A 20,962-nucleotide genomic window follows, 5' to 3' on the forward strand; every position below is an offset into this window, starting at 1 on the left:
TGATTGAATGCGGACTACTTGAAAACAGGATTTTCGGGGAACAGTGCATGTGCAGTTTGGCGCAGTTGATGAGCTTGAGCGAGATCATTTTGATACTGAGTAATCATGATAAGGCTTTGATAAACATTCGGATCATTATGTAATTGAATGTACTGCTCGGCCCACACTTTGAACTGCGTCAGCAAGGCGGGGTCAGGGTTTTGGTTAAACTGCAGTAACAGATTGATATGCCGAATGTATTGATATCTTTCCCACTGAATATAGGGATTTATCAAGCTATCTAATGGGTGCATGTCAACCAAACCACTCCTTTCACTCAATGTTAGTACCCGGCCGGTTTTGAAGCCCGTCATCATAAATAGCAGGGTGCATAATGCGCCGAGTACAATCAGGCCATGCAACCAACGCCGCCATTGCGTAGGTGGGGAAATGGTTGATGACAACAGACTCTCGGGCATCATCAACCGGCCCAGTAAGATAAGCACCAGCCAGTGACCCGCAGATTGATAAAGAGGCAACTCGGTCATCAGATGCAAAGCTATGGGTAAGGTCAGCACCCAAAGAGGGAAAACAGCTCTTGGCTGAATCAATAGCGGCTTTATATATCCGACAGCTAATACTAACATCCCCACCAGAGCCACGATGCCGCCCTCAGCCCATCCATAAAGCACTTCATTATGTGGGTGAGATGGGTATGTATAGTGATTAGGTACAGCTCCGGCCTGCGCGAGTGTTTGGGCAAAGGTCGATTCAAAGCTACCGTAACCCCAACCTAGCCATGGGTGCTGCTGTATCATGCGCCAGGTGTATTCGAGTATTAACCAGCGATCTTTATTACTGCTGTCTTTTGATACCGACATGCCGTTTATCAATTGTTCTTGTAGATAAAAAGCTGCCAATAGGCTGAGCAGGGCGCATAGCCATAACCAGGCCATTTTGCGCTGACGCCAGTAATAGAGGGAAAGCAATGACAAGGTTATGACCCCGCCAAGCCAGCCAATTCGTGATTGCAATAACATCAACATGCCAGGAAAAATCAGCAGCGTTAGGGTGCTTATACCACGAATTATCCGATTGCCCGATACCATAAACAGATAGATTGCGATGGCATAACCGGTCGCCAGATAGCTGGCCAGAATATTGGTTTGCTGGAAAATGCCATAAGGGCGCTCGGTAATATCAAATTCCATCCAATTATTTGCTGTAAAAACAAACCATTGCAATGATGTCAGGATGGCCTGACCCCACGTCGACAATAGTATGAGCAGCAGCCAGCTCTGTCGCGCGCTCTGATTTATCTTCAGCCGAAACAGCCCAAGCAACAGTATTATCCCGCCCCATAAGCCGAGAATTCGAGGTAGCCAGGCCCCAACATGCTGCAACGAAGCGGGCCACAACCCTGGGAAAGTTATCAGCAGCGCGCCGAACAGCAACCACAGATTACCTGGAGCCTTTCCTGTATGGGCCTCTTCACTTTGTGGCAAATAGAGTGCTATTGCCAACAACGCCATCATGGCCCAGATGACAATGTTATGGGGAAGGTGAAGCCCGGCTCCGCCTCGATTGATTTCATAGTGCATCATGGTGGCAAACGTAACAGTCAAGAGCACCAAAACAATAAGGTTAACTTTTTTCGCTGAAAGAACAGGTTTACTGGATGCAATAAATGATAATTTCATTATTTTCAATTGGTTACTTTTTTATGACACTGAGTTCGCTGCTCTCGAATTCACCGGTTAATCGGCATCTTGAATAATAGATACTCAATAAGAGTGGCCGAATTTATTTTTCAGTCGGGTGAGCAATAAACCAGCGTAATGAGTTCATCACTTTGGTTTCTGACATTTTTACCCTGTTTTCATCGACCAGCTTCATTAATACTAACCTTGCCGTATAAATATCCAGCTGCGCTTTATCGGCAAGCTCTCTTGTTTTTGGCCAATTGATAACGGGAGGAGGAGATTCAGTGAACTGCTCTTTTAGAACATTACATTGTTCTTCTAATATACCCATGACTTCTTCTTTACGTTGGTCCTTAGGTTTCATTTATTAATTCCTCATGATGTTTATATTTTAAGAATATATTATTTTTCGTTTCTTATATTCTCATTGTTGAGTTTATATTTCCTACTTGCTTGTATGATTCTTCCTACATATAAAAAGACAATTCATACACAATAAGGTATTTCTTCTTATTTATTTTTTATTATTTTTGTCATTCTTATTTTAACCCTTAATTTTGGACAGTCATAAATTTAACAGTCAGGCCCTAATGATGTGTTGAGTAAGTATTTTCTTTAATTCTGCTAGAAAATAAAATACCTTCCTTTATCGCTAAAGTAACGATTTTATTTACATGAAAATACTTCATAAAATTCAGTGTTTTGTGTTATTTATCACATAGAAAAGCCTCGCTTATCTATGAAGGTTATAAAAGAATTGGCGAGGTTTTAATGTATTACTGTTAAGCTTTTTCTGCTTTTAACGTTAAAATAACAAGGATTTAATATCGAGTATAATTTGACTTATGGAATAAGCAATCTTTAATTTCGCAAAAACGACTTTTAGCGATCTAATGTGTCGATTTGCTCATTTTTGTAGTAGTATGTGTCGAAGGTGTATTGTTTATCGATCAAAGTTATCGATATTATTGTTTTAATTTAGTTAATTAAGTTAAACACTCTGAATTTTAGTTATTTGAATTAAATGACTATGAACTTGAGCACTATATTTGTATTATCTGCGTCGAACAAAAAGGGCTCTATCGTTATTTAAATATTTTCTTAAGATGTAGGCATTCTTCAATGTCTCCATGTTAACTTTATGGCTCTATGCAGTTCGCGGTTTATCTTTTCGTATTTCAACGATAAGAAACTGCATGAATTTTTATTTTCAAACTACTTCGATGCGGTATTTGCCTTGATTTTATTAAGGTAATTCAGCGGGCAAAATTTTAATTGTGTATAAAGGAATCACGTAATGAAACTGAATAAAACTATCTTGGCTGCTGGTCTGGTATTAGGTTTTGCTTCTATGGCTAACGCGGCTGATCAAGGCCAAGGTACTGTGACTTTCAATGGTTCAATCATTGATGCTCCTTGCTCAATCGCAGCAGGTTCAGATGCACAGACTGTTGAAATGGGCCAGATCTCTAACGTTGCTTTGCAGAACGGCGGCAAATCATCTGCACATGATTTCAAAATCAAATTGGAAAACTGTGACACCACTACTCTGAAAACTGTAACCACCACTTTCGGCGGTATGGAATCAGCTGCAGTACCTGGTCTGCTGGGTATCACTGGTGTTGCTGAAGGCGCTGGTATCGCAATCGTTGATGGTTCTGGTTCTGTTATTAAACTGGGCACCGCAACTGCTGAGCAGACTCTGGTTACTGGTAACAACACCTTGGCATTCTCTGCTTACCTGCAGGGCAGCACTGCATCTGATGCAATCAAACCAGGTAGCTTCTCAAGCGTTGCTGACTTCACCCTGGCTTACCAATAAGCAATCCTTTTCTAATTGGACATGCGGATATTTCCGCATGTCTTTTCGTCTTGAGAAAGATACGTGTTGGGTGAGCTAGGTGATTTATGTCCAGATCATTTTTTTTGATAGTGCCTCCTTCCTTACTGATGGCGTCATTGCTGAGTTTACCGGTAATGGCAGATCCCATGAAAACAAATTGGGGCCGCGTGAGTATGGAAGGAAGTATTGCTGATACTGCTTGCGCGATAGATCCAGGAAGTTTGGAACAGACCATTGATATGGCGATTTTGCCAATTGGTCAATTGGTTCAGAACGGTGTTGGAGATGATCACCCGTTTGAGATTCGTTTGTTGGATTGCACGATAGTCCACCCGGATCCAGACAAATCTAACCAGCAGCATTTTGTCGTGACATTTGACGGAGCTGCGGATGGTAATAATTTTGAGGTTAACGGTGAAGCCGAAGGGATAGCAATGCAAATCATTGATGATAAAGGCAATGCTTCAACTCCTGGGGTGCCATCACCGGCAATAAATATTATCCCTGCTGATATGAAACTCAATTATGCCCTGCGGTTAGTGGGCAATGGCAAGACGCTGCGTGCTGGAACTTATCATTCTAGCGTTCGTTTCAAATTGGATTATTACTGATTTCAATGAGTAAGGTGACATATCCCATGGTATCCGCTCGTTCCATCACCTCCGGTTTTGCCAGTCGTGATTTATTGCGAATTTTGATTGCAGTTGCATTAAGTGGCAATGCTTATGGCGTATTTGCCAGTGATGATATTCAGTTTAATACCGATGTGCTAGATACCAAGGATCGCGCCAATTTTGACCTGAGTCAGTTTTCCCAACGCGGCTATATCATGCCTGGGAACTATAACTTGTTGGTTAGTATGAATAAACAGGAACTCAGCGAGCAACCGGTTGTGTTCTACGCCTCAGAGAATGACCCTAAAAAAAGTGAGGCGTGTTTATCACCCCAGTTAGTTGAGTTACTGGCGTTGAAAGAAGACAACTTGAAGAAGCTGACTTGGTGGCGTGATGGGGAATGTCTGGATATCAGCAGCTTACCCGGTCTGACCGTCGAAGGCGATTTAGCGACTTCATCGCTGCACTTAAGTGTGCCGCAAGCTTGGCTGGAATACAGCGAACCTGATTGGGATCCCCCCTCGCGCTGGGAGGATGGTATTTCAGGTGTGCTGTTTGACTACAACCTGTTAGGGCAGTTGAACCGCCAGCAGACCAACAATACCAGTAATAACACGTTGAGCGGGAACGGGACTACCGGCGCGAACTTAGGTGCCTGGCGGTTCCGTGCTGATTGGCAGACGCGTGTTGATCAGGTTTCTGGTTCGCCGACAGAACGTCAATGGGATTGGAGCCGTTATTACGCTTACCGAGCTATCCCAAGTTTGGGCGCCAAGTTGACGTTGGGTGAGGATTTTCTGAACTCGGCCATCTTTGATAGCTTCCGCTTTAGCGGTGCTAGCCTGGCGACGGATGACAATATGTTACCGCCAAATCTGCGTGGCTATGCACCTGAGATAACCGGGGTTGCACGGACCAATGCGCGGGTTGTTGTCAGCCAGCAAGGGCGTGTATTGAGTGAAACGCTGGTTGCTGCTGGCCCTTTCCGTATTCAGAACTTGAATAGTTTTGTTTCTGGAACATTGGATGTGCGAGTCGAAGAACTTGACGGACAAGTTCAACAATTTCAAGTGAATACCGCCAGTATTCCTTATCTGACCCGCCCTGGCATGGTGCGCTACCGCGTAGCTGCGGGTAAACCGTCGGATATCGGGCATCGGTCTGAAGGGCCAGTGTTTGGCACCGGGGAATTTTCCTGGGGGATCAACAGCGGCTGGTCACTGTTTGGTGGCGGGATCAGTGGTGAAAACGAATATCAAGCGGCATCCATGGGGATTGGCCGAGATTTGATGGAATTTGGTGCTGTGTCAGTTGATATGACCCAATCATGGGCAACATTACCTCAGCAAGGCACCTTGAGTGGCGGCTCTTATCGAGTCAACTATTCGAAAAACTTTCAGGAAACAGGCAGTCAGGTGACGTTCGCTGGCTATCGTTTCTCTGAACGTAACTTTATGAGCATGACCGAATATCTCGACGCGCGTTATCGCAACAATGCCGTGGGCGGCAATAAAGAGATGTACACCATCAGTTTCAACCAGCAATTTCAGGATCTGGGACTGAGTGCGTATCTGAACTATAGCCATCAGACGTATTGGGATCGCTCGGCGAATGACCGTTATAACTTGTCGCTTTCTCGCTATTTTGATATCGGCAAAATGAAAAACGTCAGTATGACATTCTCGGCGTACCGCAACCGTTATAACGACAGCAATGATGATGGGGTGTATTTGTCCATGTCTATGCCAATCGGTAACAGCGCAACAATCAGTTATAGCGCGACGGTGAGTGGTCGTGAAAACAGCCAGCGAGTGGGATATGCCGATCGTTTGGATGCTCACAACAACTATCAGATCAATACCGGCGTAGCACGTAGCGGCGCATTGGTTAGTGGTAACTATAACCACATTGGCAATAGTGCGGACATTAACGCCAATGCCAGTTATCAGGAAGGGCAATACTCTTCTGTCGGTTTAGGTGTTCAGGGCGGGGCAACTATCACAGCTGAAGGCGGGGCTTTGCATCGGGTGAATACCCTTGGTGGAACCCGGTTGTTGCTTGATACCCAAGGTGTATCCGGTGTGCCAGTGCAGGGATATGGCTCATCAATACGTACTAACCAATTTGGTAAAGCGGTGGTCGGTGATGTGAATAGTTATTACCGCAACCGCGCCAGCATAGATATTGATAACCTGGCCGATGATGTTGAGGCCAGAGGAACCGTAGCACAAGTCACACTGACTGAAGGTGCTATTGGTTATCGCCGCTTTAATGTGATTTCCGGCGAAAAAGCGATGGCCATGATTCGCATGGCGGATGGCACATCACCGCCATTCGGGGCCACTGTGTTAAATGAAAATCAGCAAGAGACCGGCATTGTTAACGACGATGGTTCTACCTACCTCAGTGGGATCAAAGCCGGTGAAACCATGTCAGTACACTGGAATGGGAAGGCGCAATGCAGCATCACCCTACCGAAGGCAATTTCTCCAGCAGTACTGGCGAATCTGTTGTTGCCTTGCCAGCCGATAGCGGCGGGGGATAAGCCTCCGGCATCACAACAGTAGAAAGGTTTGGTATGAACCTGCGGATAACCGCCCGTTCAGAGATACAGAAAACGATCGGCGCCACCAGGTTCTGACAAGATTAATTCGAAGGAAAAGGTAATGAAATTGAATAACAAATTGCGTATCACCACCATTTTGGTGACGGCACTGATGACTCAGCAAGCAACAGCAGCGATTGCACTGGACAGAACCCGAGTCATCCTTAATGGCGGCGATAAGTCGATCAGCCTGAACATTAGCAACCAGAATAAGCAACTGCCTTATCTGGCGCAGGGATGGATTGAAGATGAGCAGGGTAACAAGATCAATTCACCGCTGACGGTGGTTCCGCCGGTTCAGCGTGTAGAACCTGGCGCGATGAGTCAGTTAAAAGTGCAAACTTTGCCTGCGGTGAGTCAATTGGCGCAAGACCGTGAAACCTTGTTCTATTTTAATCTGCGTGAAATTCCACCACGCTCGGACAAGCCCAATACTTTGCAGATTGCACTGCAAACGCGCATCAAACTTTTCTACCGTCCAACCAGCATCGTGCCGCAAAAGGCCGATATGTCGACACCTTGGCAGGAAAAGTTACAGCTGACTCGTCAGGGCGACCGTTATCAGGTTAATAACCCGACGCCATATTACATCACGCTGGTTGATGCCAGTGAGAGCAAAACGGGTAAAACGGCAGCAGGCTTTAAGCCATTGATGATCGCACCGAAAGCGCAGGGCATGTTGGATGTCAGTGCCGCTGCGTTAGGTAGCAAACCAGTGCTGACTTATGTCAATGATTTCGGTGGCCGCCCAAAACTGATATTTGGCTGCACGGGTAGCACATGTTCCGTGGTCGAAAGCATCAAATAACGGTGTGTTTCGAAGGTGCGGCATAAGAAGACTGGGCGGATGTCAGGCTGAACGATGAATAAGGAAGATGGGATGACTGTTGTTTGTAGGGGAATAGTTACCCGGCTGGCTCCGATGGCCATGATGTCCATCATAGGGATGACAGCCATCGTAGCCACGGCGACATTTTTGAGTAGCTCAGCATGGGCATTAAATAAGTCTGCGACAGTCAATGTCTCGGTCACTATTTTAGCTACACCGCCTTGTGTGATTAACAGCAATAACACGATTGATGTCAACTTTGGTGATGACCTTCTGACGACGAATATTAACGGTGCTAATTATATAAAGCCTGTGACCTATACGTTGAACTGTACTTCGGCAGCATCGAATGCGCTGAAAATGAGTATCAAAGGTAATGGTGCGAATTTTGATACCACTGTCTTGAGAACGAGTAACTCAGCTTTGGGGATCAAATTGCTGCGCGATGGACAGCAACTTGCACTTAACACGACATCCAATTTTACCTATCCAAATATTCCTGTATTGCAGGCAGTACCGGTTAAACAAACAAATACCACGTTGAGCACGGGCTATTTCTCCGGCACAGCAACCTTGGTTGTGGAGTACCAGTAATGAAAATTAATTCACTGATTTCGCGTTGTTCTATTGCGGTGGTGTTGGCTCTCGGCAGCACGTTGGCCTATGCGGATAACATGCTGTTTTCCGGCACATTAATTAATCCGCCGCCTTGTGTGATTAACAATACTGGCACCATCCTCGTCGGATTTGGTGATGATGTTCTGACTTCGCGTGTTGATGGCACTCAGTATATGCAGCCGGTGACTTATACATTGAATTGCACTGGCGCAGTCTCCAATGCACTGAAAATGACGATTAAGGGTAATGGTGCCGGTTTTGATACCAGTGTCTTGAGCACCAACAATTCGGCTCTGGGGATCAAACTGCTACGCAATGAGCAAGCATTAGGGTTGAATACTGCGTTCACCTTTTCCTATCCGACTATCCCAGTGTTGAAGGCCGTACCGGTCAAACAACCCGGAGCAACATTGAGTGCGGGAGCGTTTTACGGTACCGCGACCATGGTTGTGGAGTATCAGTAATGAAAAACGGATCTCTGGTATCGCGTTGTTCCATTGCATTGGTACTGATACTGAGTAGCTCGTGGGTATACGCGGATGACATGTTGTTCATGGGGACATTAATCAATCCCGCCCCTTGTGTAATTAATGGGGGGAATACGATAGATGTGCCTTTCGGGGAAAATCTGGGCGTGAACAAGATTGACGGCATCAATTATACCCAGAATGTGCCTTACAGCATGACTTGTGAAACGGTCAGTAGCAGTTTGGAATTAGGCCTGACAATAGTGAGTGCGTCAGTCACTACATTTGATCCCGCTGCAATACAAAGCGATGTTCCGAATCTGGGGATTCGAATACTAAAAAATGGTGTCCCTTTTGCACTGAACACCCGTATTAGCTATGACAAAAATAACCCGCCGGTACTTAAAGCCGTACCTGTTAAATCTACGGGCGCAACATTAAGTGAAGGCAGCTTTGAGGCTACCGCTACATTATTAGTGGATTATCAATAGGATCAAATGATGGCTAATTTAAATCTACTGATGCGCCATGGACGAATTATTCTAAGCGTTCTAATTCTGAATGTTTTGAGCACAATACCCGTATCAGCAGCTGACAATATGCGTTTTCATGGCGCATTAGTGGCCGAACCTTGCACCATTCGCCCTGGTGATGAAGCTATTAGTTTGAACTTTGGTACTGTTGTCGATAAATACTTGTATTCGAATCAGCGCACCTTGGGAAAACAGTTTCAAATACATCTGGTAGATTGTGATATCAGCTTGGGTACGACGGCTAATATTATGTTTACGGGCAATGATAGCATTAATTTACCTGGGTTATTGGCCGTTGACGGAAGTGATGTTGGGATAGCTATTGGTCTTGAAACAATGGCAGGGAAACCTTTGTATCTGAATCAGTCGAGTGACGATATCGCACTTGATACCGGTAATAATATTATCACCTTGAAGGCTTATGTTCGAGGCGAACCCGAGGCGATATCTCAACGTACTATTAAGCGCGGTGAGTTCAATGCAGTCGCAACATTTAATCTGCAATATTATTAATGGGTCACCCCCTCTAATCTTATTTCAATACGAATATGTTAACGCTGAAATTCATTATCAACAGATTAAATGCGGATAGAGACAATGGAACTTAAACGAATGGAACAGCCTAATATGCGATTAAGTCATAAATATTGCTGGCTAATCGCATGCGTGCTGTTTTTATTTCCGCTTTATAGCCAGGCCAGTGCCTGGGTTTCGACGCAAACGCGAATTAGCGGTCAATATACTGGAACATTCTCCTGGCCGACAGAGGAAATGACCAACGTACTTTGTACATCCACATCTTGTTCTGTGGCGATTTGTCACTACTCCAGTCTTGAAGCTGAACGGTGTCTTAACCCGAGTGCGGCATCAACGCGAGTCATTGTTTCTCAAGGAGCAACGGCGAAAACCATGCGAGATGCATTTGTTAGTCGCAATGGTCCCTCAGGGAGTTGGAGTACCACGACACCTGTTTTGAGTTCATCAAATACTTGTTTTGGCATCATATATTGGCAAGGTGCTGGCGATTTAAACTTTAACGGGAATTTAATTCCAGGCTCTTATTGTGGGGCGGTTCCGCCAACGCCAGAAACCTGCGAAGTTACCGGTGATGTCTACATCAACCACGGTTCACTTAACCAGCAAGATGTTAATGGCGCAATAAAAAGTGAGCCACTCATTATCAATTGTACGGTCAGAACAACAGTGAAATTAACTCTGGTGGGCGGAAAAAGTATTAACCTTGGGCAGAATGGTAACCTAACCTCGACACTGAAAGTATCAGGCCAAGATTTGTCTAATGGTGTTTCGGTAACCGCCGGAGTAGGGAATACGCCTTTCCCGATTGAGTCAACACTTCATGCTCCCGCATTACCTGATGCAGGCAACTTCTCCGGTAGCGGCGTGGTGATTATGTCATATTATTAAATTGAGATTTATATGCACTCATTAACTGAGTGCATAATTATCATGAATATAAAATAGCATTTTAAATTTGCTATTTTTATATTCATTAAGTAGGGCGTGTACTGTTATTTATATATGGCAGGGATGCCCTGTGGTATTTATTTGTGTATGATTTTATATTAAATAAATACTATTTTTAGGTTGTAATGTGTTACGTTAATATAGTATAAATCTGTTGCGTTAGATTAATTGGGTATTAGGCTTTAACCTAAAGATGAAACGCATACTTCAATGGGCTATTAAATAAATAGGCTATAATTTTTTATTTTTCTTTTAAGGATCTTCTCATGAAAAAGATGAACATGGCAGTTGCAAATACAATCGTTGGCGGTACTGGTCAAACTTGTAAAGATACTTTCCAGTGGCAGACTAGCGGTACAACTGCAACTTGCATGGCAGTAACTACTTGTACTGATAAACACGGTAAAGTATTAAGCACTACTTCTGCACCTAGCAACATTGCTAACTGCCGTTAATTAAGTATTCGTTAGTTTTTATCGATATTTAATCGTATCCCAGGCAAGTGTGGGAGGTATTACTGTACTTGCCTGAATTATTTTTTTAAAAGCGCCATCGATACTTAAATTCAAGAATTTTCGCATTAACTGAATGTGAGAAAATTACTTCTCGGGCATACATGTCATTTGATGGTGTTTATGTCTTACCTGAACTCTGATTGTGAATAAAACTGACTATGTCTACTGAAAAAAATATGTTTAGGGGTAAGGGATTCTTTATAGGCTACACACTGTTAGTTATCCTTATTTCTTCATTGATAACAACGGCCTATTTCCACTACTTCGTCCTCAATCAGGATGCGCAGGAAAGCTTATTATCTGTCAGCAGCAGTGACATTGAAAACAGCCCAATTAAAGACGATAAAAGCATTATCGAGATCTTCTCTTATGGCTGTCACTACTGCGCCATTAATGAAGAGAATGTCACCCAATTAGAAAATCGCATGCCGAAAGGAACTCGTTTTATTCGCCTGCATATCAGCAGTGATAAAACCACCGGTTTGGGGCGTTTTTCACCTATTTTCGCCACTTTATCCGTCATGGGTATTGAACCGCAACATCGCCAAAGTGCATATAAAGCGGTACTCGAAGACAACATCGACCTGAGTGATAACAGCCAATTAGAAACCTGGCTAAAAGCCAATGGCATTGATGTCGCTCAATATCAGCAAGTGAGCCAGTCGGCTGAAGTCAAAGAATTGATCGCGTACATGACGGCAGTGACCGCACATTACAAGATAGATGCGACCCCATCCTTTATTGTTGGCAAAAAATGGATAGCGCTACAAGACCGTGAGTTCCCAGCATTCTCGGACCATCTCTTGTCATTACTCGAGCATGATAAGGCGCTGGAGAAATAATGAGACTGTTAGCCGTATGGGGTTATTTTGCCTGGCGAAACCAGCTCGATAAGCTGGCTTTTAGTGGGCGTTTACTCGCCCGCGGGCAGGCCAATATAGCTATCTGGTTGTTACGGCACGGTGATTATCGTTTCTTACTGATGCTCGGTGCTTTGCGCTGGGCTTTAGGTTTAGCTTCACGGCATCAGAAAAATCTGGCGCGAGTGGCAGCGGCTAACAGCCAGTGCTTATTAAGTGGCAAAAATAGCCTATCTGTATCGAATTTTATTCGTACCGCACAGCGCCGGCAGGTGTTAGAACTGGCCGCAACTTATGGCCAAAATCGGCAGGTTTTAGCCCAGTTAGCGGCGTGTACTCAGCAGTTAGACAGTCAGGTAAAAGCACTGCATGAATCGGGGTCGCCGGTCATTCTCGCGCCATTGCACATGGTCTCAGATGTACTGGCTGGCATGGTGGGCGCGAATGCTTATCCGGGGCAGGCAACTGTGGTTGTTTCAGCCAGTGCTGAGGCCTATGAAGAGCAGGCGCGGCAAATGGGCGGGGTGAATATTTCCTATTGTTCCATTCATGCTGACAGCCGTGCAATCGCCGGTAACCTGATGGATGCCATCATGGAAGCCGCGGAGCATAAGCGCAATATTATGATTTTTCCCGATATTACGCCGGATTACACCGTCAATAACCAGCCAGCAGAAACGGCAAAAATGGCCTGCCAACTGTTTAATCGCCCGGCCAATTTACACAGCGGCATTATTCGCCTTGCCAGAGCACTTTCTGCGCAGGTGGTTTTTTATTACCTGTATTACGACAAAGAAATAAAAATACAAATTTATCCTGCACTTAGTGCGCGAGAAGTGAAAAATAAATTACCTGAATTGATTGAAACATCAATGACGCAGCATCCGCAGGATTGGCTGTTATGGCACTCACATTCGTTATTTTTTATTAATGAATAATGTCACTGACGAAGAATAGTAGAAAATGGAAAAGATAATCCCAACGCTAGTTTTTCAAAGCGAAACCAATGAATGTGGTTTGGCCTGTATTGCGATGCTCGCTGAGACGCAAGGCATCAATGCACCGCTGGAAAGCTTGCGCGAGCGTTATCCTGCCTCTGGGCATGGCACGTCACTGGCCACGCTTTGTACTATTTTGTCTGAGTTGGCAATACCGGCTTATCCGGTGGTGTTTGAGCATCAGGAACTGTCGGCTTTACCGCTGCCAGCTATCTTGCATTATGGTGCCAACCATTATGTGTTACTGGCTTATCGCAAAGGTAATTATGTCTGTGTTATGAATCCAGCTATCGGGCAGCAATTATTGCCGATGGATGCATTAAAAGCAGAGATAAGTGGTTATGCGCTGGTGCTGGACACAGAAACGCCAGCCTCATCTGATGCAGTGAAGAAGATTGAACACAGCCAGCGGCTCAGTGCGCTTGACTGCATGAGCTTGAAAGAAACCGCCAGTATTCGCGGTATCTACTGGCTGATGACGCTGGCATTTTTGATCTCGCTGACACTGTTTATTATGCCGACCATGGTTAGCAGTGCCATTAATGACGTGTTCTCCTCGGCGGGTGATAAAGATTTCCCTTATTTCTATTTTCTTCTGGCCTTTGTGGTCTCCACATCACTCGCTTTTTGTGTGCGTTACATCACTGAGCGTTATATTAAACACTTTGTGGTGCTCAACAGTGTCGCGGGGTTCTCCCGCTTGCTGAGCCATTCGCTTAATTTCTTTGATAAGCGAGCGCCGGGTGACATCTTCAGCCGGTTTTCAAACTGGCAGATGGCTGCTACCCAAAAAATAGAACTGGATAACGGCCTGCGTACTGACTGGATAATCGGCGCTATTGCGCTGGCCGTGATGTGCTATATGAGCCCACTGTTAGCGATGGTATCTGCTATCGGCGTCATGCTAATGGGCCTTATCAGTATTTGGGCTATTTACCGTGACCGCTATTACACCCAGCAGTTGCAGGTAAAAAGTGCCGAGCAAAGTGATTTTATTCTGGAAACCATTCAGGGTTTTTCCACCATTAAATCTGCCGGTTTGTCCAGCCAGCGCCAGGGCGTATTTGCCGGCTTGGCACTGTCACTGTTTACCACGTTACAGAAGAAGAAAATCTACGATCAGGTTAAAAATAGCCTGTATCAGCTGATCGGCAGTCTGGAAATGGTGTTCTTTATGCTGCTGGCGTTGCCGCTATTGAAGCAAGGGACACTGAGCCTGGGCGAATTCTTTGCCTACAGTTTTGTGCGCGAGATTTTTACCTCGTACATCACCAAAATTTTCTATGCGATTTTGCAGAAAAACCAATTGCATGTCATTGATATCCGCGCGCGCGATCTGTTCCCTGTTGGGCAGTCAACTCCGTCGGAGAAAAGCTCATCAATGCCAAAAGCGCCGCCGACATTTGCGCATTCGCTGGTCTATCAGGACATTCGTTTTGCCTATGATGCCAGCCAGCCGGTATTGCGCGATTTGTCGCTGTCACTGACACGCGGCCAGAGTGTGGCCATCATTGGTGAATCTGGTGCCGGAAAAAGTACCTTGCTGAAAGTCATGGCAGGGTTGATGCCGCCACAACAAGGACAGGTATTGGTCGATGGGGAAGCCGTTGATTTCCAACAGGCGCATGCGCTGTTCTTCCTACAAAGTCAGGAAGATATCTTGTTTAATGCCTCGGTATTACAAAATATCACTTTGTTTGATGGGCATATTGACACCGAAAAGCGCCAGCGGATTGAGCGCTCATTGCAAGGGCTGCAATTAACCCATGTCATTGATAAGTTGCCTGGCGGTGTCAGCGCGCTGGTGCGCGAAAGTCATGCAGCGCTCTCTTTGGGGCAGCGTCAGCGGTTATTACTGGCGCGCGCCATGTACAGCGACTGCCCGGTTTTGGTTCTGGATGAACCCACCGCTAATTTGGATGAAAACACTGCCCAGCAGGTGATGCAGGCTTTGCTTGCCCATTGCCGTGAATATCAAAAAACGCTGATTACCGTGACTCATAGTGAAAGTGTGTTGCCGATGTTTGACCGTGTTTTCCGGTTAAATGACGGCCAATTGGTGCGTTATTCTCAACCTGTGGCATCAAGCCGCCTGACACCTGCGGCGGTTAACTGATGCGTATCAAACTGACCAACAAGAAACAGCAACTCATTCTGGCCTTGTTTATTATATTGCTGCTGATAATTAGCGGCGTTATTGCACTATCACTATCGGGTAGCCAGCAAGATGTGCCGCAGTTAACTGAAACCATTGGTCACGGTGATATAGAAAGAAATGTCATGGCCACAGGCAGTTTAAAACCCTCATTGCAGGTTAATGTTGGGGCGCAGGTCAATGGGCAGTTAACCAAACTCTATGTCAAACAGGGTGACCGGGTTACCCGTGGTCAATTATTAGCTGAAATAGACCCGACTTTGCAGCAAAACGAGCTGCGCAAATCAGAAGCAGAATTACAGAGCACACAAGCCCAGAAGCAGGCGAGCCAAGCTTTGTTACGCCAATACCTGCTTGAGTTTCGACGTCAGCAAACCTTGGCAAAGGAAGGTTCCGGTGTCAAAAGTGCGCTGGAAAAAGCTCAAGCGCAATACGACAGCCAGCTAGCGCAATTGCATGTTAGTGAAGCACAAATTGTGCAAAGCCAAATGGCATTGGAAACGGCAAAAGCCAATTTGGGCTTTACGCGTATCATGGCGCCGATTGATGGCGAGGTGCTGGGCATTGTCACCAAAGAGGGGCAAACCATTGTCTCTTCACAAACTGTACCGACCATTTTGGTGTTGGCGAATGTCGATACCATGACGGTGCACACGCGCATTTCAGAAACCGATATTCTTAAAGTCAAAGTTGGGCAGCCGCTGTGGTTCTATGTGGTCGCTGACCCCGAACGCCGTTATGAAAGCCAAATGGATGCGATTCAGGAAGCCTCGGCAGAAAGTTTGCGCGAGGACAGTTCCGGTTCAGTGAATAGCCAGCAACCTTCCGCAGTGTATTACAACGGCATATTCAACATTGCCAACCCTGCGCGGCTATTGCGCACGTCAATGACTGCTCAGGTATTCATCATTACCGCACAGGCGAAAAATGTGCTGCGGGTGCCACTGTCAGCATTGGGTGAGCAGCAACCGGATAAGCGCTATCGTGTTCTGGTTATCAAAGACAAGCAGACGTCTGTGCGCTGGGTCTCTGTTGGCCTGCGTGATAGCCAATTTGCCGAAGTGAAAGAGGGTCTGGAGCAAGGTGAGCAGGTGCTGCTGTTGGGGACACCGACGGAGGCTAAAAATGAACATTAATACTGTTCATCCGGCGGATTCCGACTGTAACCCGTTGATTCAACTCAGCGGGATTTATCGCCATTTTGCGTCTGGCGCAGAGTCTGTGGCGGTGCTCAAGAACATCTCATTGTCGATTCGCCGTGGTGAAATGGTGGCAATTATTGGGGCTTCAGGCTCTGGTAAGTCAACACTGATGAATATAATTGGTTGTTTGGATAAGCCAACGCAAGGTGAGATGTCGATTCATAATATCTCGACGCGGCAGGCCAGCAGCGAACAACTGGCGCAATTACGAAGCCAGTACATCGGTTTTATTTTTCAGCGCTACCACCTGATGCCGTATTTAACCGCCACTGAGAATGTGGTTATCCCGGCACTTTATACCGCGATGACCGCTACCGAGCGTCAGGAGCGGGCGGAATATCTGTTACGCCGTTTGGGGCTGGGCCAGCATTTACTGCATAAACCGGCGCAGTTGTCGGGAGGACAACAGCAGCGGGTGAGTATTGCCCGTGCCTTGATGAATGGTGCCGGTATTATTCTGGCTGATGAACCTACTGGCGCACTCGATAGCAGCAGCGGTCAGGAGCTCATGGGGATTTTGCATAGCCTGCATCAGTCCGGTCACACCATTATTATCGTCACTCACGACCGCAATATTGCCAATCAGGCGCAGCGCATTATCGAAATTAGTGACGGTGAAATTATTGCTGACCGCAATAATGAGGCTGTTGGTACGACGGCCGTTCAGACCGCATTGCCCAACCCGGTAGCTACCGGCCGCCCACACTGGTGGTTGAGTGTTCGAGAGGCCATCAAAATGGCGTGGCGCGCTCTGCTTGGGCACCGAATTCGTGCTTTTTTATCGATGCTTGGCATCATTATCGGCATTTCGTCGGTGGTCTCCTCAATGGCCGTGGGTGAGGGCGCGCGTCAGGAAATTCTCAATGAAATTAGTCAATTGGGAACCAGTAATTTGGAAGTTCGCCCGGGGTTAGGGTGGGATAAGCCGCGCCCTGATTTTGAGCGTTCTCTTTCGCAGGCGGATGTTGAATTGTTACGCCGCCAACCTTACGTCGACAGCCTGTCTCCAGTCGTCAGTAAAATGGTTGCCGCCGTTCGCGGCGACAAACAAGTGATGATTTCACTTTCTGGGGTCAGTAACGGTTTCTTTCAGGTGAAAGGGTTGAGTTTTATGGCGGGCGATAGTTTTTCCCAGAGCCACGTCAATGCGCGTGAGCCGGTGGTTATCCTGCAACCTGAACTCAGCGACACTCTATTTGCCGCTGGGGAAAACCCAATTGGGGAGATTGTTCAACTCGATGGTATTCCATTGCGAGTAATTGGCGTCGCCAAACGCGGCGGGTCGTCATTTGGCGGGTTATTGGCAGCCTGGATGCCTTATACCTCACTGACTGAACGCATTTCAGGTGATATTCCATTGGAATCAATAACCGTGCGGATACGCGATGGTTACGTGCTGAATGATGTGCAGCGTGATGTTGAAAAGCTGCTGGAAAGCGCCCACGGGCAGCGGGACTTTTTCATTCTGAGTAATGACCAGATGAGTAAAGCGATTCAAAAAACATCTGATTCGATGACCCTGTTGATCACCTCGATAGCCGCTATCTCACTATTGGTGGGCGGGGTGGGCGTGATGAATATCATGTTGGTGTCGGTGACTGAGCGTACCCATGAAATTGGCATTCGCTTGTCGGTCGGTGCGCGCCCAAGCGACATCATGACCCAGTTTCTGATTGAAGCGGTGGTGATTTGTACCCTCGGTGGCCTGATTGGGATTGTTGGCTCGGCGCTGGCGGGAGTGGTTTTCTCATGGGTCACCCAAGAATTCACCATGATTTTCACTTGGCCGCCGCTGGTGTTGGCGTGCAGTTTCTCCGCGCTTATCGGGTTAGGATTTGGCTTTTTCCCGGCGCGCAATGCCGCTCGTTTGCATCCCACTGAGGCATTGGCTCGAGAATGATGAAATTAATAAACATCAGGATTATCGCCTTATTATTGAGCAGCTTAGTGCTGGCGGGCTGCGGTTCATTACTGAAAAGCGAATATCAGCGGCCAATGCTGTCAGTTCCTGATGAATGGCGGACTAAAGATACGGGCGGCGGATACCTGCATCACAGTGTGCACTGGTGGGAGAATTTCGATGACCCACAACTGTCTGCAAGCATCAGCAGCATGTTAGTCAGTAATAACGATTTGGCCGCTGCGGGCTTGAAGTTACAGCAGGCGCGTTTGACGGCGGGGTTGACCAATACCAATTTGACCCCGAATGTCACATTGACCGGAATGGGCAGTAATACCCGCTCGCTGAATGAAAATACTCAGCCGCGAGAGAATTACAGCACCTCGCTTGGGCTGAGTTATGAACTGGATCTGTGGGGCAAACTGGCCCGCGCCCGAGAGCAATCGGCCTGGTTGGTCAATGCAACCGAACAGGACAGGCAGGAAACTGCGCTGTCACTGATTGGAACCACCGCCGATCTCTACTGGCAAATTGCTAAATTCAATCAGCAGATGGGCTACCAGCAGGCCGCGCTGGTTATCTCACAAGATACGCTCAATATCGTGCGCTCACGATTGGCGGCGGGGGATGCCAGTGAAATTGAGTTGTTGCAGGCGCAACAAGCCCTGTTGGAGCGCCAGAATCAGTATCAAAATTTGGAACAACAGCGGGAAGCTGCACGTAATGCTATGGCATTGCTGTTTAACCGTGCGCCTGATTATCGTCAGGCCGAGCGCAAATCTTTGGATTTACAGCAACAGGTGGCGATAGCGGAAAGTGTGCCATTACAAGTCATTGCTCAGCGCCCAGATGTGCAGGCCGCCGAGTGGCGCTTGCGCGCGGCATTAGCCGGTTCGGATGTGGCGAAACTGAATTTCTACCCGACACTCTCTTTGGGCGCGACGCTGGATGCCGGGAGTGCGGTATTTTCACAGTGGTTTAGCAACCCGAGCAGAACACTCAGTGCCAACAGCGCATTGCCTTTCTTACAGTGGAACACTGTGCAGCTCACCATCGACCAGTCAAAGCTGGATGTGAAATTGGCAGCGGTAGATTTTCGCAGCAAGGTTTACAGCGCGCTTAAAGATGTCGATGACGCAATGACGGCGCGGCTGAGTTATCAGCAACAAAAACAAAATCAGTGGCAGAACCTGCAACTCAGTCAGCGCCGGCTCAGCCTGACGAACAGCCAATATCAAGCCGGTGCCATTTCATTTCAGACCTTACTGGATGCGCAGGATGCCCTGCTGACCAGTGAAACCAGTTTGCTTGAACTTCAATATAACTATCTGAATGCCACCATGAAATTATGGTTAGCACTGGGTGGCGGTGTTGATAACAGCAGGGACAGTAAAGGAATTAAATCATGACGAATACAGTTAAACAGCGCCGGGTTGTTGTCACCGGTTACGGCAGTGTGACACCGATGGGCATGACAGCGGAGCAAAGCTGGGCCGCCATTATGGATTACAAATTGGGTTATCGTTATTACGATAAATCTGAGCAGGGGATCAAATCGCGCTTTTTTGGCCTGCTGGATGCTGAACCTAATCTGAAGTCAGTTCCTGCCGCCATTCGCCGCCGTCTGCCGCGTTATGCCCGACTGGCACTGGCCGCCGCCCGAGACGCGATGGCGATGGCATTCGCTGAGAAATCAGTGGCGGATTATTATGATTTGCTTGATTGCGGCACCATCATTGGCAGCGGCTGGGCCGGTCAGGATGAAACTCATGATAACTATGAAGGTTATCTGGAAACCGGGCTGGGCACACCGTTCGGCTGTTTCTTGTCGATGCCGAATGCCGGTACTGCTGCATGCAGTTTGTATTGGGGATTGCGAGGCTACCAGAATTCACCCATTGCCGCCTGTGCGACTGGCACTATCGCCATTGGCGATGCATTTGAAATCATCCGCAGCGGGCGAGCGTCCATGATGTTGGCAGGGGCTGGCGAATCTCTGCGCAGTGATGCGGCAGTATGGAATATTGATATTTTAGGTGCATTGGCGCGCGAGCAAGAAGATGCCAGTAAAGCCAGTTGCCCATTCAGTCTGGACCGAAATGGTTTTGTTCTCTCCGAAGGGGCGGCGGTGTTGTGCCTGGAAGAGCGCGAAGGGGCCATCGCCCGCGGTGCCAATATTCTTGGTGAAATTAAAGGTTACGGTAACTATTCCGATGCATTTGATTTCACCGCACCTGCGGAAGATAAAGTGGCTCGGGTCAAAACTATCCAGCATGCCTTGCAGCAAGCGGGTTTGTGCGCTGACGAGATTGATTACGTGAATTTGCACGGCACCTCGACTCAGCTTAACGATCTGAATGAAACTCAAGCAATTAAACAGGCCTTTGGTGAAGCGGCTTATACCACGCCACTGTCCAGTACCAAATCTTATTCTGGGCATTTAATTGCGGCTGCGGGCAGCTTTGAATCCATTATTTGTTTGCAAGCGCTTGCACATCAGATGATGCCCGCGACCTGCAATCTGAAAAATGCTGATCCGCAATGTGACCTTGATTACATCAGCGAAGGGCATCGGCCAAAAGCTTTGCGTAACACGCTAAACCTGAGCTTTGGCTTTGGTGGGGCGAATGCCGCATTGGTTATTGGGCTGGATTGA

General features: G+C 47.0%; 19 protein-coding genes. 17 read left to right on the forward strand and 2 right to left on the reverse strand.

All coding sequences use genetic code 11. The features are described from left to right. Window positions 1-14: 14 nt before the first annotated feature. The gene (locus tag F0T03_RS04380; RefSeq protein ID WP_159677310.1) at window positions 15-1,679 is read right to left on the reverse strand and encodes a PglL family O-oligosaccharyltransferase; all 1,665 of its coding nucleotides are present in this window, start codon (window positions 1,677-1,679) and stop codon (window positions 15-17) included. A 103-nt stretch (window positions 1,680-1,782) separates the two neighbouring features. Continuing rightward, window positions 1,783-2,046 (reverse strand): FaeA/PapI family transcriptional regulator, encoded by a 264-nt coding sequence (locus F0T03_RS04385; RefSeq protein ID WP_145554237.1) that lies wholly within the window; start codon window positions 2,044-2,046, stop codon window positions 1,783-1,785. 933 nt (window positions 2,047-2,979) lie between these two features. Between F0T03_RS04385 and F0T03_RS04390 the strand changes: the two genes are divergently transcribed. The 17 genes from F0T03_RS04390 (at window position 2,980) to F0T03_RS04470 (ending at window position 20,962) form a co-directional block, all read left to right on the forward strand. Beyond that, window positions 2,980-3,504: a fimbrial protein gene (locus F0T03_RS04390; RefSeq protein WP_145556576.1), complete on the forward strand. Its 525-nt coding sequence runs from the start codon at window positions 2,980-2,982 to the stop codon at window positions 3,502-3,504. Window positions 3,505-3,632: 128 nt separating this feature from the next. Then, window positions 3,633-4,136: a fimbrial protein gene (locus tag F0T03_RS04395; RefSeq protein ID WP_162527013.1), complete on the forward strand. Its 504-nt coding sequence runs from the start codon at window positions 3,633-3,635 to the stop codon at window positions 4,134-4,136. A gap of 26 nt (window positions 4,137-4,162) precedes the next feature. Continuing rightward, complete coding sequence (locus F0T03_RS04400) at window positions 4,163-6,706, forward strand: outer membrane usher protein (RefSeq protein ID WP_162526872.1); 2,544 nt, start codon at window positions 4,163-4,165, stop codon at window positions 6,704-6,706. A gap of 99 nt (window positions 6,707-6,805) precedes the next feature. Further along, window positions 6,806-7,552 carry a fimbria/pilus periplasmic chaperone gene (locus F0T03_RS04405; RefSeq protein WP_162526873.1) on the forward strand — a complete coding sequence of 249 codons (747 nt, stop codon included), beginning with the start codon at window positions 6,806-6,808 and terminating at the stop codon, window positions 7,550-7,552. 72 nt (window positions 7,553-7,624) lie between these two features. After that, on the forward strand, window positions 7,625-8,167 hold the full coding sequence (locus tag F0T03_RS04410) for a fimbrial protein (RefSeq protein ID WP_145556577.1): 543 nt from the start codon (window positions 7,625-7,627) through the stop codon (window positions 8,165-8,167). After that, the gene (locus F0T03_RS04415; protein WP_145556573.1) at window positions 8,167-8,655 is read left to right on the forward strand and encodes a fimbrial protein; all 489 of its coding nucleotides are present in this window, start codon (window positions 8,167-8,169) and stop codon (window positions 8,653-8,655) included. The genes F0T03_RS04410 and F0T03_RS04415 overlap by 1 nt, the downstream gene beginning before the upstream one ends. Continuing rightward, entirely contained in the window at window positions 8,655-9,149 is a 495-nt protein-coding gene (locus tag F0T03_RS04420) for a fimbrial protein (protein WP_159677313.1), read from the forward strand. Before F0T03_RS04415 ends, F0T03_RS04420 begins: the two co-directional genes overlap by 1 nt. Window positions 9,150-9,158: 9 nt before the next feature. Then, on the forward strand, window positions 9,159-9,704 hold the full coding sequence (locus tag F0T03_RS04425) for a fimbrial protein (RefSeq protein WP_159680675.1): 546 nt from the start codon (window positions 9,159-9,161) through the stop codon (window positions 9,702-9,704). Window positions 9,705-9,788: 84 nt separating this feature from the next. Next, window positions 9,789-10,616 (forward strand): MrpH family fimbial adhesin, encoded by an 828-nt coding sequence (locus tag F0T03_RS04430; RefSeq protein WP_145556570.1) that lies wholly within the window; start codon window positions 9,789-9,791, stop codon window positions 10,614-10,616. Window positions 10,617-10,942: 326 nt separating this feature from the next. Further along, entirely contained in the window at window positions 10,943-11,131 is a 189-nt protein-coding gene (locus F0T03_RS04435; RefSeq protein WP_005167317.1) for a DUF4762 family protein, read from the forward strand. Between the two features lie 218 nt (window positions 11,132-11,349). Continuing rightward, complete coding sequence (locus F0T03_RS04440) at window positions 11,350-12,033, forward strand: DsbA family protein (RefSeq protein WP_181952499.1); 684 nt, start codon at window positions 11,350-11,352, stop codon at window positions 12,031-12,033. Next, window positions 12,033-12,989: a lysophospholipid acyltransferase family protein gene (locus F0T03_RS04445; RefSeq protein WP_159677314.1), complete on the forward strand. Its 957-nt coding sequence runs from the start codon at window positions 12,033-12,035 to the stop codon at window positions 12,987-12,989. Before F0T03_RS04440 ends, F0T03_RS04445 begins: the two co-directional genes overlap by 1 nt. A 25-nt stretch (window positions 12,990-13,014) precedes the next feature. Beyond that, the gene (locus F0T03_RS04450) at window positions 13,015-15,165 is read left to right on the forward strand and encodes a peptidase domain-containing ABC transporter (protein ID WP_159677315.1); all 2,151 of its coding nucleotides are present in this window, start codon (window positions 13,015-13,017) and stop codon (window positions 15,163-15,165) included. Further along, window positions 15,165-16,340, forward strand: coding sequence for an efflux RND transporter periplasmic adaptor subunit (locus F0T03_RS04455; RefSeq protein ID WP_159677316.1), 1,176 nt, complete (start codon window positions 15,165-15,167; stop codon window positions 16,338-16,340). The genes F0T03_RS04450 and F0T03_RS04455 overlap by 1 nt, the downstream gene beginning before the upstream one ends. Beyond that, window positions 16,330-18,306 (forward strand): ABC transporter permease, encoded by a 1,977-nt coding sequence (locus F0T03_RS04460; RefSeq protein ID WP_159677317.1) that lies wholly within the window; start codon window positions 16,330-16,332, stop codon window positions 18,304-18,306. Before F0T03_RS04455 ends, F0T03_RS04460 begins: the two co-directional genes overlap by 11 nt. Beyond that, entirely contained in the window at window positions 18,306-19,715 is a 1,410-nt protein-coding gene (locus F0T03_RS04465) for an efflux transporter outer membrane subunit (protein ID WP_159680677.1), read from the forward strand. The genes F0T03_RS04460 and F0T03_RS04465 overlap by 1 nt, the downstream gene beginning before the upstream one ends. After that, complete coding sequence (locus F0T03_RS04470; protein ID WP_145557064.1) at window positions 19,712-20,962, forward strand: beta-ketoacyl-[acyl-carrier-protein] synthase family protein; 1,251 nt, start codon at window positions 19,712-19,714, stop codon at window positions 20,960-20,962. The genes F0T03_RS04465 and F0T03_RS04470 overlap by 4 nt, the downstream gene beginning before the upstream one ends.

Origin of the sequence: Yersinia canariae, from assembly GCF_009831415.1 — a bacterium.
In the GTDB taxonomy this organism is placed as follows: Bacteria; Pseudomonadota; Gammaproteobacteria; order Enterobacterales; family Enterobacteriaceae; genus Yersinia; species Yersinia canariae.